This window comes from Streptomyces sp. ITFR-16, assembly GCF_031844705.1.
Taxonomy (GTDB): domain Bacteria; phylum Actinomycetota; class Actinomycetes; order Streptomycetales; family Streptomycetaceae; genus Streptomyces.
Genome location: NZ_CP134609.1, coordinates 2794531 through 2809111, shown reverse-complemented (window position 1 = coordinate 2809111; position 14581 = coordinate 2794531). Strand labels below are relative to the sequence as shown.

Sequence of the window (14581 nt, the reverse complement as noted above, 5' to 3'; positions counted from 1 at the left end):
CGGACCAACCTGCACGCCGCGGCCGGGGGGCCCTTTCCCATCACCGACAACCCCACAGGGGACCGGTCACGGGGAAGGGCCCGTCGGCTGCCGCTCGCCACTTACATGGAGGCACCATGGGGCGCTATGTCGCACGACGACTGCTCCAGATGATCCCGGTCTTCCTCGGGACCACCCTGCTCATCTTCCTGATGGTCTACACACTGCCCGGCGACCCCGTGCGGGGCCTCTTCGGGGACAAGGGCGCCGACCCCGCCACCCTGGCCGCCATGCGGCACCAACTGGGGCTGGACCAGCCCATCCTGCAGCAGTACTGGAATTACATGTCAGGCATCGTCCTGCACGGTGATTTCGGTGATCAGATAGCCAGCGGACGTCCCGTCACGGACGTCCTCGGCGACGCGTTCCCCGTTACCTTCCGACTGGCGGGCATGGCCTTCGTCATCGAGATCGTCATCGGTATCGGTCTCGGGATGATCGCCGGTCTGCGTGCCGGCCGGCTCACCGACAACGTGATCCTGGTCTTCACCCTGCTGATCATCTCGATCCCGGTGTTCGTCCTCGGCTTCATCGTCAAGACGGTGTTCGCCTTCCAGCTCGGCTGGATCGATCCAAATGTTTCCAGTGACGCCAAGTGGGGCGAACTCCTCGCTCCTGCGATCGTTCTGGGGTCGCTGTCACTCGCCTATGTGGCGAGACTGACACGTACGACCATGGCCGAGAACCTGCGGTCTGACTACATGCGCACCGCCATCGCCAAGGGCCTGCCCAAGCGCCGCATCGTCGGTGTGCACCTGATGCGCAACTCGCTGATCCCCGTCATCACCTTCCTCGGCACCGACCTGGGTGCCCTGATGGGCGGCGCGGTCGTCACCGAGGGCCTGTTCAACGTCAAGGGCGTCGGCGGCACGATCTACGAGTCGATCGTCAAGCGCGAGGGCACGACGCTCGTCGGCCTCGTCACCATCCTGGTGCTCGTTTATCTCCTCATGAGCCTCATCGTCGACCTGCTGTACGCGGTCCTGGACCCGAGGATCCGTTATGCCTGACGCGACCAAGACCGCACCCGCCCCCGAGGACGCCAAGGCGCCCATCGTGGACCCGGCGGCGACCGTGAAGGCCGACAAAGCCCGCAGCCTGTGGGGCGACGCCTGGCGGGACCTGCGCTCCAACTGGTACTTCATCGTCTCCTCGGTACTCATCCTGATCCTGCTCGTGATGGCGGTGTTCCCGGGTCTGTTCACCAGCGCCTCGCCCACCAGCAGCGACCTGGTGCACCACTACCTGGGCAAGCCGGAGCTGAGCAAGGTCGGCTCCGCAGGCTGGCTCGGCTACGACGGCCAGGGCCACAGCGTCTACGCGCGTGTCATCTACGGCACCCGCGCCTCGGTCACCGTCGGCGTCTGCGTCACGCTCCTGGTGACGCTGTTCGGCGGCCTGATCGGCATGCTCGCCGGTTACTTCGGCGGCTGGGTCGACGCGCTGCTCTCCGGGTTCTTCACCAACGTGTTCCTCGGGATTCCGTTCCTGCTCGGAGCCATGGTGGTGCTGCAGGCCTTTACCGATCATTCGGTGTGGGTGGTTGTCCTTGCGCTCGCGTTCCTCGGCTGGACGCAGATCGCACGTGTCATGCGCGGCGCGGTGATCGTGATCAAGCAGTCGGACTACGTACAGGCCGCCAGAGCGCTGGGCGCGGGCACCAACCGGATCCTCTTCCGGCACATCCTGCCCAACGCCATGGCCCCCGTGATCGTGGTCGCGACCATCTCGCTGGGTGTCTACATCTCCGCCGAGGCGACCCTGTCCTACCTGGGTCTGGGTCTCGCCGACCCGACGATCTCCTGGGGCATGGACATCTCCGACGGCGCCGCCCAGATCCGCGTCGCGCAGCACATCCTGCTGTACCCGTCGATCATGCTCAGCATCACCGTTCTGGCGTTCATCATGCTCGGCGAAGCCGTCCGCAACGCCCTCGATCCGAAGTCGCGATAGGAGGGCGAAACGTGGCCACCATCAACAAGACCGCCGAAGTCCCGTCCGCACGCTCGGGGGACGACTACGTCGGCCCCCTCCTCGATGTCCGTGACCTGCACGTGGAGTTCCACACCCGCGACGGTGTGGCCAAGGCGGTCAACGGTGTCAACTACAGCGTGAACGCCGGGGAGACGCTCGCCGTGCTCGGTGAGTCCGGCTCCGGCAAGTCCGTGACGGCGCAGGCCATCATGGGCATCCTCGACATGCCGCCGGGCAAGATCCCGCAGGGCGAGATCCTCTTCCGCGGCCAGGACATGCTCAAGATGTCCTACGAGGAGCGCCGGCAGATCCGCGGCCGGAAGATCGCGATGATCTTCCAGGACGCGCTGTCCTCCCTCAACCCGGTCCTGACCGTCGGCTACCAGCTCGGCGAGATGTTCCGGGTCCACCAGGGCCTGTCCAAGAAGGAAGCCCGCGCCAGGGCCATCGAGCTGATGGACCAGGTCAAGATCCCGGCCGCCGCGGCCCGGGTCGCGGACTACCCGCACCAGTTCTCCGGCGGTATGCGCCAGCGCATCATGATCGCCATGGCGCTGGCCCTGGAGCCGGACCTGATCATCGCGGACGAGCCCACCACGGCGCTCGACGTGACCGTCCAGGCCCAGGTGATGGACCTGCTCGCGGAGCTCCAGCGCGAGTACAACATGGGCCTGATCCTGATCACGCACGACCTCGGCGTCGTCGCGGACGTCGCCGACAAGATCGCGGTGATGTACGCGGGCCGGATCGTCGAGACCGCCCCGGTGCACGAGATCTACAAGCGTCCGGCGCACCCCTACACCAAGGGTCTGCTGGCGTCGATCCCGCGCCTGGACCAGAAGGGCCAGGAGCTCTTCGCGATCAAGGGCCTGCCGCCCAACCTGCTGCACGTGCCCTCGGGTTGCGCCTTCAACCCGCGCTGCACCATGGCGCAGGACATCTGCCGTACGGACATCCCGGCGCTCAGCCCGGTGACCGAGCAGGACGGCACCGAGCTGGTCGGACGCGGCAGCGCCTGCCACTTCTGGAAGGAGACGATCCATGGCTGACCTCGAGAAGGAGCCCGTGGACGCCACCCCGAACGTCACCGAAGTGGAGACGGTCGACGCGGCCACCGAGGCGGAGGCCGTAGCCGCCATCGACGCGCCCGTGTCGCAGGGGGAGCCGATCCTCCAGGTGCGCAACCTGGTCAAGCACTTCCCGCTGACCCAGGGCATCCTGTTCAAGAAGCAGGTCGGCGCGGTCAAGGCCGTGGACGGGATCTCCTTCGATCTCTACGCGGGCGAGACGCTCGGCATCGTGGGCGAGTCCGGCTGTGGCAAGTCCACCGTCGCCAAGCTCCTGATGACGCTGGAGCGGGCCACCGCCGGCGAGGTCTTCTACAAGGGCCAGGACATCACCAAGCTGTCCGGCCGCGCGCTGAAGGCGGTGCGCCGCAACATCCAGATGGTCTTCCAGGACCCCTACACCTCGCTCAACCCGCGTATGACGGTCGGCGACATCATCGGGGAGACCTACGAGATCCACCCCGAGGTGGCTCCGAAGGGCGACCGGCGCCGCAAGGTGCAGGAACTCCTGGACGTCGTGGGGCTCAATCCGGAGTACATCAACCGGTACCCGCACCAGTTCTCCGGCGGCCAGCGCCAGCGCATCGGGATCGCCCGCGGCCTCGCGCTCAACCCGGAGATCATCATCTGCGACGAGCCGGTCTCCGCGCTCGACGTGTCGGTGCAGGCCCAGGTCATCAACCTGATGGAGAAGCTCCAGGACGAGTTCAACCTGAGCTACCTCTTCATCGCGCACGACCTGTCCATCGTCCGGCACATCTCCGACCGGGTCGGCGTGATGTACCTCGGCAAGATGGCCGAGATCGGCACGGACGAGCAGATCTACGACCACCCGACGCACCCCTACACCCAGGCGCTGCTGTCGGCGGTCCCGGTCCCCGACCCGGAGGCCCGTGAGGGCCGCGAGCGGATCATCCTCACCGGCGACGTCCCGTCCCCGGCCAACCCGCCGTCGGGCTGCCGCTTCCGCACCCGCTGCTGGAAGGCCCAGGACAAGTGCGCCACCGAGGTGCCGCTGCTGGCGGTCCCGGAGCGCTTCAAGACCTCCACGACGCCGGCCGCGCACGAGTCGGCGTGCCACTTCGCGGAGGAGAAGGACGTGGTGCACGCGTCCTGACACCAGGCCGCACCGCACGGCGAAGGCGCCCGGAACCGAATGGTTCCGGGCGCCTTTCCCGTGTGCCGGGGGACCGGGCTCGCGGATGGCTCGGGTCGAGGGGCCGACGCGCTCGGTGCCCCGGGCGGGGGCAGGGGTGTCAGCCCCCGGCCTTCGGGCCCCCGTCGCTCTTGTCGAGCGGGACCGCGTCGGAGACCGTACGCGCCTTCGGGACCACCGATACGGTGCCGGGGTCCTCCGGGTAGTGGCAGGCCGTCAGATGGCCTTCCCGGCTGCCCTCCACCCGTACCAGCGGCGGCGCCTCGGTCGCGCACGTGTCCGTGGCCTTCCAGCAGCGGGTGCGGAAGCGGCAGCCCGAGGGCGGATTGACGGGGGAGGGCACATCGCCGGTCAGCCGGATGCGCTCGCGGGCCGGCACGTCGTCCGCGGTGGCCTCGGGCACGGCCGAGAGCAGCGCCCGGGTGTAGGGGTGGCGGGGGTTGCCGTACAGGTCCTCGCGGTCGGCGATCTCCACGATCCGGCCGAGGTACATCACGGCCACGCGCTGCGAGAAGTGCCGCACGATCGCCAGGTCGTGGGCGATGAACAGGAACGCGATGCCCAGTTCCTTCTGCAGCTTCTGCAGCAGGTTGACCACCTGGGCCTGGATCGACACGTCCAGCGCCGAGACCGGCTCGTCGGCGACGATCAGCTTCGGCTCCAGGGCCAGCGCGCGGGCGACCCCGATGCGCTGACGCTGGCCGCCGGAGAACTCGTGCGGGAAGCGGTTGTAGTGCTCCGGGTTGAGGCCGACGGTTTCCAGCAGCTCCCGGACGCGCGCCTCGCGGCCGCCGGGCGGCTCGATGCCGTTGATCTCCATCGGCGCCGCGACGATCTTGCCGACCGTCTGCCGGGGATTCAGCGAGGCGTACGGGTCCTGGAAGATCATCTGGATCTCGGAGCGGATCGGCGCCAGCTCCTTGCGCGAGGCGTGGGAGATGTCCTGCCCGCGGTAGGAGATCCGGCCCGCCGTCGGCTCCAGGAGGCGGGTGACCAGCCGGCCCGTCGTCGACTTGCCGCAGCCGGACTCGCCGACCAGGCCCAGGCTCTCGCCCGTACCGACCGTGAAGTCCAGTCCGTCCACGGCCTGCACCGCGCCGACCGTCCGCCGGATAGGGAAGCCGCCCTTGATCGGGAAGTGCTTGGTGAGTCCGGAGACGTCCAGGAGGGGGTCGGTGCTGCTCATCGTAGGGAAGTCCCGTCTCTTGTACGTCAGTTGGGCCGGGTGCCGGCGAAGTCGGTGAAGAACTCGGTGCGCTGCCCGTCCGTCAGGTGGCAGGCCGCCCCGCGCCCGGCCACCAGCTCCAGCGGAGGCTGCTGGGCCGAGCAGTGGTCGCCGCCCACCTGCTCGGTGAAGGCGCACCGGGGGTGGAAGCGGCAGCCCGTCGGCGGGTTGAGCAGGCTCGGCGGGGTCCCGGGGATCGGCGACAGGGGCACGTCCACCGGCCCCTCCAGGCTGGGCATCGACCCCAGCAGGCCCCAGGTGTACGGATGCCGGGGCGCCCGCAGCACCTCCTTCTTCGTGCCGCGCTCCACACAGCGCCCGCCGTACATCACCAGCACGTCGTCCGCGATGTCGGCGATGACGCCCAGGTCGTGCGTGATGAAGATGATCGCCGTGCCGAACTCCTGCTGGAGGTCCTTGAGCAGGTCCATGATCTGGGCCTGCACGGTCACGTCCAGCGCCGTCGTCGGCTCGTCCGCCACCAGCAGCGCGGGGTTGCAGACCAGCGACATCGCGATCATCGCGCGCTGGCGCATACCGCCGGAGAACTGGTGCGGATAGTCGTCCACCCGCAGATCGGGCTGCGGGATGCCCACCTTGGTGAGCATCTCCACGGCCCGCGCGCGGGCCTCCCGCTTGGAGGCCCCGGTGTGCTTGCGGTACGTCTCACCGATCTGCTGGCCGATGGTGTGGTACGGCGAGAGGGAGGCCAGCGCGTCCTGGAAGACCATGGCCATCTTGTTGCCGCGCAGCCGCTCCAGCTCCCGCTCCGACGCGGAGAGGAGGTCCTGCCCGTCGAGCAGGATCTCGCCCTCGATCTCGGTGTGGTCGGGGTGGTGCAGACCGAGGATGGCCAGGTTGGTCACGGACTTGCCGGAGCCGGACTCGCCGACGATGCCGAGGGTCCGGCCCCGCTCGATGTCGAAGGACAGCCCGTCGACGGCCTTGACCATGCCGTCTTCGGTGGAGAAGTGCACGCGCAGATCGCGTACGGAGAGGAAGGGGGTGCTCACTGGATCTCTCCCTAGGCGAGGCGGACGCGTGGGTCGATGAGGGCGTAGACGGCGTCGACGATGATGTTGAAGACGACGATCGCCGCCGCCGCGACCAGGACCACACCGAGGATCAGCGGGAGGTCGTTGTCGTTGACGGCCTTGATGGAGAGGGCGCCGATGCCGTGCAGGCCGAAGACCTTCTCCGTGATGATCGCGCCGCCGAGCAGCAGACCGATGTCGAGGCCGAAGATCGTGACGATCGGGCCCATGGCGCCGCGCCAGGCGAACCGGAAGAACACCGTGCGCCGGGAGAGGCCCTTGGCGCGCGCGGTCCGCACGTAGTCCTCGCTCAGCGTCTCGACGAGCTGGGAGCGGGCCATACGCGTGTAGTTGGCGGTGAAGATCAGCGCCAGCACCAGCCAGGGCAGCAGCAGTCCGTTGAACCAGCCGGCCGGGTCCTGGGTGAAGGGGACGTCCTTGGGGCGGCTCAGGATGTGCCACTGGTCGGTCAGGTAGTACATGGCGACCACGCCGACGATGTAGATCTGCATCGAGGAGCCGATCAGCGACGCCGAGGACGCGACCTTGTCCAGCATCTTGCCCTGCTTCACCGCCGCCAGCATGCCGGTGCCCACACCGAAGACCACGAAGACGACCGAGCTGCCGATGGAGAGGGACAGCGTCGTCGGGAAGCGGTCCAGGATGGTGCCGAGGACCGGCTCGCGGTTGTGGAACGAGTACCCCAGGCACGGCGCGGGGCAGTGGCCGAACGAGGTGTAGTCGCGGCCGACGAACACGCCCTGGAGCCAGTGCCAGTACTGCACGGGCAGGGGGTCGGCGATCCCGAGGTTGCGTTTGACCAGCGCCAGTGTCTCCGGCGTGCACACCTTGCCGCAGGCCACACGAGCGGGGTCGCGGGGCGCGACGTAGAAGAGGACGAAGGTGATGGCACTGATGATCAGCAGGATGACCAGTGCGCCGATTGCCCGGCGGATGAGGAAGCGGAACATGGCGATGGATTTCCCTGGCAGACGCCGACGAGGGGGAGGGGGCGGGCGGGGCGCCGCACAGGGCGCCCCGCCTCAGGAGTGTCGGCTCAGGCCTTCACGAACAGCTTGTAGATCACGGCCGAGGAGTACTGCGGGTCGAACATCGCCCCGCCGACCTTCGAGCCGTGCAGGTAGAAGCGGCGCTGGAACGTCTCGGGGATGATCGGCGCCTCCTCCGTCATCATCCGCTTGTCGAGCGCGGCCCACTGCTTGCCGGCCTCGGCGGGGTCGGGGATGGTGACGTTCTTCTTGATGGCCTCGTTGACCCAGTCGACGTTCAGCTGCGAGATGTTGTTCGCGCCGTTGGCGATGGTGCCGCCGTCGAACAGCGGCTGGATCAGGGTGTAGCCGGTCGGCCAGTCCGGGGCCCAGCCGAACCACATCACGTCGAACTTGTTGTCGATCTGCTGGATCTGGTCGTAGTAGCTGGAGGAGTCCAGCGGCTTGAGGACCGGGTCGAAGCCGGCCGCCTTGAGGGCGTTCTCGATGACGACCTTGGTCTTGTCGTAGGTGTTGCTCTGCGGGAAGGCGTAGACGATCTTCTGACCCTCCTTGCCCGCCTCCTTGAGCAGCTGCTTCGCCTTCTCCGGGTCGCCCTGCGGCTTCTTCAGCTTGCCGTAGACGTCGTCCTTGGCGTAGCCCATGATGTCGGGGCTGAGGATCGAGGTCGCGTAGTCACCGGCCGACGGACCACCGTAGATCTTGCGGATCTGCTCCAGCGGCCAGGCGTGGATGAGCGCCTGGCGCACCTTCAGGTCGGTGATCCGCTTGGTGTTGATGGCGTAGTAGTAGATGCCGGTCAGCAGACCGTTGAAGGTGCGCTTCTTGAGGTCCGGGTCGGTCAGGACCTTCTGGATGCGCTCGGCCGGAACACCGCTGTAGGCCATGTACGCGTACTGGTCGTCGCCGGAGTCGGCGATCAGGCGGTCGGCGGCCTGGAGCGACTCGGGGCCGAACTCGAAGGCGAAGCTGTCCGGGTAGGCGTTGCGGATCGCGTCCGTCTTCGGGTCCCAGTGCTCGTTGCGCACCAGCGTCATCGACTTGTCGATGGAGTGCGCCTTGATGCGGTACGGGCCGGCCGAGACCGGGTCCTTGTCGTACTTCTCCTTGCTGTCGCCCTTGACCGGGACGGCACCGTAGGAGGTCATCGCCAGCGTGAAGTTGAAGTCCGGGCGGGACTCGGCGAGCTTGAAGGTGATGGTCTTCGCCGAGGCGTCCGTCACGATCGAGTCGAGGTGCTTGCCGCTGAACGGGCCCTTGTACTTGCCGCGGAAGTCGGTGGCGCCGGTCAGTGCCTGCTGGGCGTAGCCGGCACCCTCGGTGGTGAAGCTGGCGAAGCCGCGCTCGATGCCGTGGCGCACGTCCTCGACGGTGATCTCCTTGCCGTCCTCCCACTTGAGGCCGTCCTTCAGGGTGAAGGCCCAGGTCTTGCCGCCGTCACTCATGGTGCCCGCGTCGGTGGCGAGGTCGCCGACCAGCTTCATCGTGCCGTCCGAGGCGATCTTGTAGCCCGTCAGACCGCGGATGAGGAGGTTGCCGATCTCCGAGTTCCACGAGTAGTAGATGCGCTGCGGGTCGAGGTGGGAGAAGTCGTCCGGGGAGATGCCGCGGATCGTCCCGCCCTTCTGGGCGCCCGCGACCTCGGGAGCGGGGCCCGTGGAGTCCTCCCTGGTGCCGACGACGACCGCGCCGGTGTACTTGTCGGCGCCGCCGTGGCCCTTGCTCGTGCCCTTGCCGGTGTTGGAGCTGCCGCTGCTGCAGGCGGAGAGCACCATCGAGCCGCCGGCCGCGACCGACGTGGCGATGACGAAGTTTCTGCGGGAGAGAGACATGGCTTCCTGCTCTGGTCGAGTGGAGAAACGATGGATCCGGTGGGCCCCGTCGCCCGGCCGGAGTACGGCGGGTTCAGCGCTTGGTCTTCGGGTCCAGTGCGTCGCGCACCGAGTCACCGAGGAGGTTGAAGGCGATGACGAAGATCACCATCGTTGCGCCGGGGAAGAGCATGAACGTGATGTCGCTCTGGTAGACGTCCGAACCGCGCTGGATCATCACGCCCCAGTCCGGCGTCGGCGAGGTCAGTCCGACGCCGAGGAAGGCGAGGCCCGCCTCCGCCGTCACATAGGCGGGCAGCGCGAGCGTGGCCTGGATGAGGATCGGCGTCCAGAGGTTGGGCAGCAGTTCCTTGAAGATGATCCGCGTGGGCGAGGCGCCGGTGACCTTGGCGGCCTCGACGAACTCGCGCTCGCGCAGCGCCAGGACCTCGCCGCGCAGCAGCCGTGCGATGGAGGCCCAGCCGAAGGCGGTCATGACCGAGATCAGGCTGACGACGGTCAGCCAGACCGGGGTGTTCTCCTCCGGGTCGACCAGGATCGAGATCATCACGGGCCAGAAGGCGATGAAGAAGAGCGTGGAGGGGAAGGCCAGCAGGATGTCGATGACCCGGCCGACCAGGTAGTCCGTCTTCCCGCCGAGGTACCCCGCCGTGATGCCGATGGCGATGCCGATCACGGTCACCAGCAGCGTGGTGGCCGTGGCGATGAGCAGGGAGTTGCGGATGCCGTAGAGCAGGAAGGTGAAGACGTCCCGGCCGAGGCCGGGCTCGATGCCGAACCAGAAGTCACCGCTGATTCCGCCGTTGGGCAGGACCGGAGATCCGAAATCGTCCAGCAGACTGGTGTCGTTCTGCCCGTATGTCGTGTACGGGTCCTTCCCGTACAGTTTGGCGATCAGCGGTGCGGCAATCGCCACCACGAAGAAGAAAACGACCACATAGGCCGAAATGACTCCGGTACGGTCGCGCTTGAAACGCCGCCAGGCCAGTTTTCCGGGTGACCTGCCGTCACCCCCCTTGGGGCCGGAGGGGTCCGGCGCCGCTGGCGCCTTCACATCCGCAGTCCCAAGCGTGGCTTCTGCGTTCGAGGTTGGAATCGTCATGGTGCTCCTGGCCCGGAGGGTCGAAGGACTCCGCAGGGCACACCTACGGGCTACCCGGACTTTTTCAACGCAATTCATGCAGGGTCAATGAATGTCGGACCGGCTTGAAGTGCTCTTTGGAAGCTTGACCAGGTCATGGTCTAGGCATGGCCATCTCTTTGCCTTTGATTTACCTTTACTAAATCTCATTGCATAGAAAATCGAGTGAATTCAGGCATTGAGTCCGATATCCGGGCGGCACTGTCTCGGAATTCGTACATCCGGATGTGCCGGTGCCGGGTCGATGCGCGTTCGTTGCCCCGCCGTTATCCCTTCACTGCTCGTCAGACCCGGTCGGGCCCTCGCGGTGATATGTCATGCCCTCATCAAAAAGGCCTCGATCGGCGCCTCGGAGGCAGGCTCCGGCGGGCCTCGCTGTGCCCGAATGGCGGGAGTAAATGTGCGTATGGTCAGTTGTGTGGTGATATTTGACTTCACGTAAGACGGAGCACTATGAGGAGGCACTCCATGCGCGGAGCCACACAGGTCAGGTGGGCCGCATGTGCGGTGGCCGTCGCCCTCGCGGCGACGGCCTGCGGCGGGGGCGACAGTGGCGGCGGCGGTGGTGGTGCCGACGGGATCGTGAGCTCCTCCTGGGGTGACCCGCAGAACCCGCTGGAGCCCGCCAACACCAACGAGGTGCAGGGCGGCAAGGTCCTCGACATGATCTTCCGGGGGCTGAAGAAGTACGACCCGAAGACCGGCGAGGCCACCAACATGCTCGCCGAGAAGATCGAGTCCAAGGACAACCAGAACTTCACGATCACCGTGAAGGACGGCTGGACCTTCAGCAACGGCGAGAAGATCACCGCCAAGTCGTTCGTGGACGCCTGGAACTACGGCGCCCTGCTGAAGAACAACCAGAAGAACGCCTACTTCTTCGGCTACATCGACGGATACGACAAGGTCCACCCCGAGACCGGCAAGGCCGGCGCCACCACGCTCTCCGGCCTCAAGCTCGTGGACGACAAGACCTTCACCGTCAAGCTGACGCAGAAGTTCTCCCTGTGGCCCGACACCCTCGGCTACCCGGCCTTCGCTCCGCTGCCCAAGGCCTTCTACACCGACCACGCCGCCTGGGTCTCCAAGCCCATCGGCAACGGCCCGTACACCATCGACAAGTACACCAAGGGCTCGTCGATGAACCTGCGCAAGTGGGACGACTACCCCGGGGACGACAAGGCGCAGAACGGTGGCATCGACCTCAAGGTCTACACCGACAACAACACCGCCTACACCGATCTGACGGCCGGCAACCTCGACCTCGTCGACGACGTGCCCGCCTCCCAGCTCAAGAACGTCAAGGCGGACCTCGGCGACCGCTACATCAACACCCCGGCCGGCATCATCCAGACCCTGGCCTTCCCCTTCTACGACAAGAAGTGGGACACCCCCGGCGGGATCAAGGTCCGCCAGGGCCTGTCGATGGCGATCAACCGCGAGCAGATCACCAACCAGATCTTCCAGAAGACCCGCACCCCCGCCTCCGACTGGACCTCCCCGGTCCTCGGCGAGGACGGCGGCTTCAAGGAAGGGCTCTGCGGCAAGGAGTGCACGTACAACGCCGCCGAGGCCAAGAAGATGATCCAGGACGGCGGCGGCATCCCCGGCGGCCAGCTCAAGATCTCGTACAACGCGGACACCGGCTCCCACAAGGAGTGGGTCGACGCCGTCTGCAACAGCATCAACAAGGTCATGGGCAACAACAAGGCGTGCGTGGGCGCCCCGGTCGGCACCTTCGCCGACTTCCGCAGCCAGGTCTCCCAGCAGAAGCTGCACGGCGCCTGGCGCGCGGGCTGGCAGATGGACTACCCGCTGATCCAGAACTTCCTGCAGCCCGTCTACTACACCAACGCCTCGTCCAACGACGGCAAGTGGAACAACAAGCAGTTCGACGACCTCGTCGACAAGGCCAACGCCGAGTCCGACAAGGCCAAGGCCGTCTCCACCTTCCAGGACGCCGAGAAGGTCATGGTCCAGCAGATGCCCGTCATCCCGCTCTGGTACCAGAACGGCAGCGCCGGCTACTCGGAGAACGTCACCAACGTCTCGCTGAACCAGTTCAGCGTCCCGGTGTACGAGCAGATCAAGGTCAAGTAAGCGGCTGAGGCCGGGTGGCCGGTGCGCTCCCCGCACCGGCCACCCGGCTTCCCCGTCCCCACGACCCCGCCCAGCGACTCTGACCCCGCGACCCCCGGAGCCCTTCATGGGACGTTATGTGATCCGGCGGCTGCTGCAGATGATCCCGGTCTTCTTCGGCACCACGCTGTTGATCTTCCTCATGGTGAACGTGATGGGTGACCCCATCGCGGGTCTCTGCGGCGACCGCCAGTGCGATCCGGCGACCGCCGCCCAACTCCGTACGGAATTCGGCCTCGACAAGCCGGTGTGGCAGCAATACCTGACCTACATGGGCAACGTCTTCACCGGCGACTTCGGCACCGCGTTCAACGGGCAGAAGGTCACCGAGCTGATGGCCACGGCCTTCCCGATCACCATCCGCCTCACCCTCGTGGCGATCGTCTTCGAGATCGTCATCGGCATCAGCCTCGGTGTCGTCACCGGCCTGCGCCGCGGCCGCCCCATCGACACCACCGTGCTGATCCTGACCCTGGTCGTCATCTCCATCCCGACCTTCGTCACCGGTCTGCTGCTCCAGCTCCTGCTGGGCGTCGAATGGGGCGTCATCAAACCGTCGGTGTCCAGCGAGGCCCCGCTCAACGAACTCCTCATCCCCGGCCTCGTGGTCGCCTCCGTCTCGCTGGCCTACGTCACCCGGCTCACCCGGACCTCGATCGCCGAGAACGCCCGCGCCGACTACGTGCGTACCGCGACCGCCAAGGGCCTGCCCCGGCGCCGCGTCATCATCCGGCACCTGCTGCGCAACTCGCTGATCCCCGTCGTCACCTTCATCGGTACGGACGTGGGTGCCCTGATGGGCGGGGCGATCGTCACCGAGCGGATCTTCAACATTCACGGCGTGGGCTACCAGCTCTACCAGGGCATCCTGCGCCAGAACTCGCAGACCGTCGTCGGGTTCGTCACCGTCCTGGTCCTCGTCTTCCTGGCGGCGAACCTGATCGTCGACCTGCTGTACGCCGTACTCGACCCGAGGATCCGCTATGCCTGAGCAGACACCGGACGAGGCGATCTCGTCGGCCGGAGCCGGCGGACCGATGGACCTCGCCCTCGAAGAGGGCACCACCCTGGAGAAGAACCCCGGCGGCCCCGAGGGCACCGGCCCCGCCGCCAAGCCGCAGAGCCTGTGGTCCGACGCCTGGCGCGACCTGCGCCGCAACCCGGTCTTCATCATCTCCGCGCTGATCATCCTGTTCCTGGTGATCATCTCGATCTGGCCGCAGCTCATCGCCTCCGGCGACCCGCTCGACTGCGACCTCGACAAGGCCCAGCAGGGCTCCCAGCCCGGCCACCCCTTCGGCTACGACGGCCAGGGCTGCGACGTCTACACCCGCGTCGTCTACGGCGCCCGCAACTCCGTGACCGTCGGCATCTGCTCCACCATCGGCGTCTCCCTCATCGGCAGCGTCCTCGGCGGCTTCGCGGGCTTCTTCGGCGGCTGGTGGGACGCGATCCTCTCCCGCCTCACCGACGTCTTCTTCGGCATCCCCGTCGTCCTCGGCGGCCTGGTCTTCCTCTCCGTGGTGACCAGCTCCACCGTCTGGCCGGTGATCGGCTTCATCGTGCTGCTGGGCTGGCCGCAGATCGCCCGCATCGCCCGCGGCTCCGTCATCACCGCCAAGCACAACGACTACGTCCAGGCCGCCCGGGCGCTGGGCGCCTCCAACGGGCGGATGATGCTGCGCCACATCGCGCCGAACGCCATCGCCCCGGTCATCGTCGTCGCCACCATCGCGCTGGGCACGTACATCTCCCTGGAGGCGACCCTGTCCTTCCTCGGCGTCGGCCTCAAGCCACCGGCCGTCTCCTGGGGCATCGACATCTCCGCCGCCTCCCAGTACATCCGCAACGCCCCGCACATGCTCCTCTGGCCCGCCGGCGCGCTGGCGGTCACCGTGCTCGCGTTCATCATGCTCGGCGACGCGGTGCGCGACGCCCTCGACCCCAAGCTGCGCTGAGGAGTC

At 67.0% G+C, this 14581-nt stretch carries 12 protein-coding genes; 7 read left to right on the top strand and 5 right to left on the bottom strand.

Going from position 1 to position 14581, the window contains the following annotated elements; translation table 11 throughout:
- Positions 1-116: 116 nt before the first annotated feature.
- The 4 genes from RLT58_RS12340 to RLT58_RS12325 are packed head-to-tail and all read left to right on the top strand — an operon-like array spanning position 117 to position 4197.
- Complete coding sequence (locus RLT58_RS12340; RefSeq protein ID WP_311310445.1) at positions 117-1049, top strand: ABC transporter permease; 933 nt, start codon at positions 117-119, stop codon at positions 1047-1049.
- Positions 1042-1992, top strand: coding sequence for an ABC transporter permease (locus tag RLT58_RS12335; RefSeq protein WP_311310444.1), 951 nt, complete (start codon positions 1042-1044; stop codon positions 1990-1992). Before RLT58_RS12340 ends, RLT58_RS12335 begins: the two co-directional genes overlap by 8 nt.
- 11 nt (positions 1993-2003) lie before the next feature.
- Positions 2004-3062 (top strand): ABC transporter ATP-binding protein, encoded by a 1059-nt coding sequence (locus RLT58_RS12330; protein WP_311310443.1) that lies wholly within the window; start codon positions 2004-2006, stop codon positions 3060-3062.
- Complete coding sequence (locus RLT58_RS12325; RefSeq protein WP_311310442.1) at positions 3055-4197, top strand: ABC transporter ATP-binding protein; 1143 nt, start codon at positions 3055-3057, stop codon at positions 4195-4197. The genes RLT58_RS12330 and RLT58_RS12325 overlap by 8 nt, the downstream gene beginning before the upstream one ends.
- Before the next feature lie 139 nt (positions 4198-4336).
- On the opposite strand, the gene RLT58_RS12320 is transcribed toward RLT58_RS12325, so the two are convergent.
- The 5 genes from RLT58_RS12320 to RLT58_RS12300 all read right to left on the bottom strand — a co-directional run bounded on the left by RLT58_RS12320 (position 4337) and on the right by RLT58_RS12300 (position 10439).
- Entirely contained in the window at positions 4337-5422 is a 1086-nt protein-coding gene (locus RLT58_RS12320; protein ID WP_311310441.1) for an ABC transporter ATP-binding protein, read from the bottom strand.
- A gap of 26 nt (positions 5423-5448) precedes the next feature.
- Complete coding sequence (locus RLT58_RS12315) at positions 5449-6414, bottom strand: ABC transporter ATP-binding protein (protein WP_311314494.1); 966 nt, start codon at positions 6412-6414, stop codon at positions 5449-5451.
- A 71-nt stretch (positions 6415-6485) separates the two neighbouring features.
- Positions 6486-7466 (bottom strand): ABC transporter permease, encoded by a 981-nt coding sequence (locus RLT58_RS12310; RefSeq protein ID WP_311310440.1) that lies wholly within the window; start codon positions 7464-7466, stop codon positions 6486-6488.
- 86 nt (positions 7467-7552) lie between these two features.
- The gene (locus RLT58_RS12305) at positions 7553-9337 is read right to left on the bottom strand and encodes an ABC transporter substrate-binding protein (protein WP_311310439.1); all 1785 of its coding nucleotides are present in this window, start codon (positions 9335-9337) and stop codon (positions 7553-7555) included.
- Positions 9338-9410: 73 nt separating this feature from the next.
- Entirely contained in the window at positions 9411-10439 is a 1029-nt protein-coding gene (locus RLT58_RS12300; RefSeq protein ID WP_311310438.1) for an ABC transporter permease, read from the bottom strand.
- A 507-nt stretch (positions 10440-10946) separates the two neighbouring features.
- On the opposite strand from RLT58_RS12300, the gene RLT58_RS12295 reads away from it, so the two are divergent.
- From RLT58_RS12295 to RLT58_RS12285, 3 genes are all read left to right on the top strand, one after another.
- Positions 10947-12578: a peptide ABC transporter substrate-binding protein gene (locus RLT58_RS12295; protein ID WP_311310437.1), complete on the top strand. Its 1632-nt coding sequence runs from the start codon at positions 10947-10949 to the stop codon at positions 12576-12578.
- A gap of 106 nt (positions 12579-12684) precedes the next feature.
- Positions 12685-13608: an ABC transporter permease gene (locus RLT58_RS12290; RefSeq protein ID WP_311310436.1), complete on the top strand. Its 924-nt coding sequence runs from the start codon at positions 12685-12687 to the stop codon at positions 13606-13608.
- A complete protein-coding gene (locus RLT58_RS12285) occupies positions 13601-14575 on the top strand; it encodes an ABC transporter permease (RefSeq protein WP_311310435.1) in 975 nt (324 codons plus the stop codon). The genes RLT58_RS12290 and RLT58_RS12285 overlap by 8 nt, the downstream gene beginning before the upstream one ends.
- Positions 14576-14581: the final 6 nt, after the last annotated feature.

Coding starts and splice junctions, on each gene's coding strand:
- RLT58_RS12320 (WP_311310441.1), bottom strand. CDS start 5,422: ATGAGCAGCACCGACCCCCTCCTGGACGTCTCCGGACTCACCAAGCAC.
- RLT58_RS12295 (WP_311310437.1), top strand. CDS start 10,947: ATGCGCGGAGCCACACAGGTCAGGTGGGCCGCATGTGCGGTGGCCGTC.
- RLT58_RS12335 (WP_311310444.1), top strand. CDS start 1,042: ATGCCTGACGCGACCAAGACCGCACCCGCCCCCGAGGACGCCAAGGCG.
- RLT58_RS12305 (WP_311310439.1), bottom strand. CDS start 9,337: ATGTCTCTCTCCCGCAGAAACTTCGTCATCGCCACGTCGGTCGCGGCC.
- RLT58_RS12285 (WP_311310435.1), top strand. CDS start 13,601: ATGCCTGAGCAGACACCGGACGAGGCGATCTCGTCGGCCGGAGCCGGC.
- RLT58_RS12325 (WP_311310442.1), top strand. CDS start 3,055: ATGGCTGACCTCGAGAAGGAGCCCGTGGACGCCACCCCGAACGTCACC.
- RLT58_RS12340 (WP_311310445.1), top strand. CDS start 117: ATGGGGCGCTATGTCGCACGACGACTGCTCCAGATGATCCCGGTCTTC.
- RLT58_RS12310 (WP_311310440.1), bottom strand. CDS start 7,466: ATGTTCCGCTTCCTCATCCGCCGGGCAATCGGCGCACTGGTCATCCTG.
- RLT58_RS12290 (WP_311310436.1), top strand. CDS start 12,685: ATGGGACGTTATGTGATCCGGCGGCTGCTGCAGATGATCCCGGTCTTC.
- RLT58_RS12300 (WP_311310438.1), bottom strand. CDS start 10,439: ATGACGATTCCAACCTCGAACGCAGAAGCCACGCTTGGGACTGCGGAT.
- RLT58_RS12315 (WP_311314494.1), bottom strand. CDS start 6,414: ATGGTCAAGGCCGTCGACGGGCTGTCCTTCGACATCGAGCGGGGCCGG.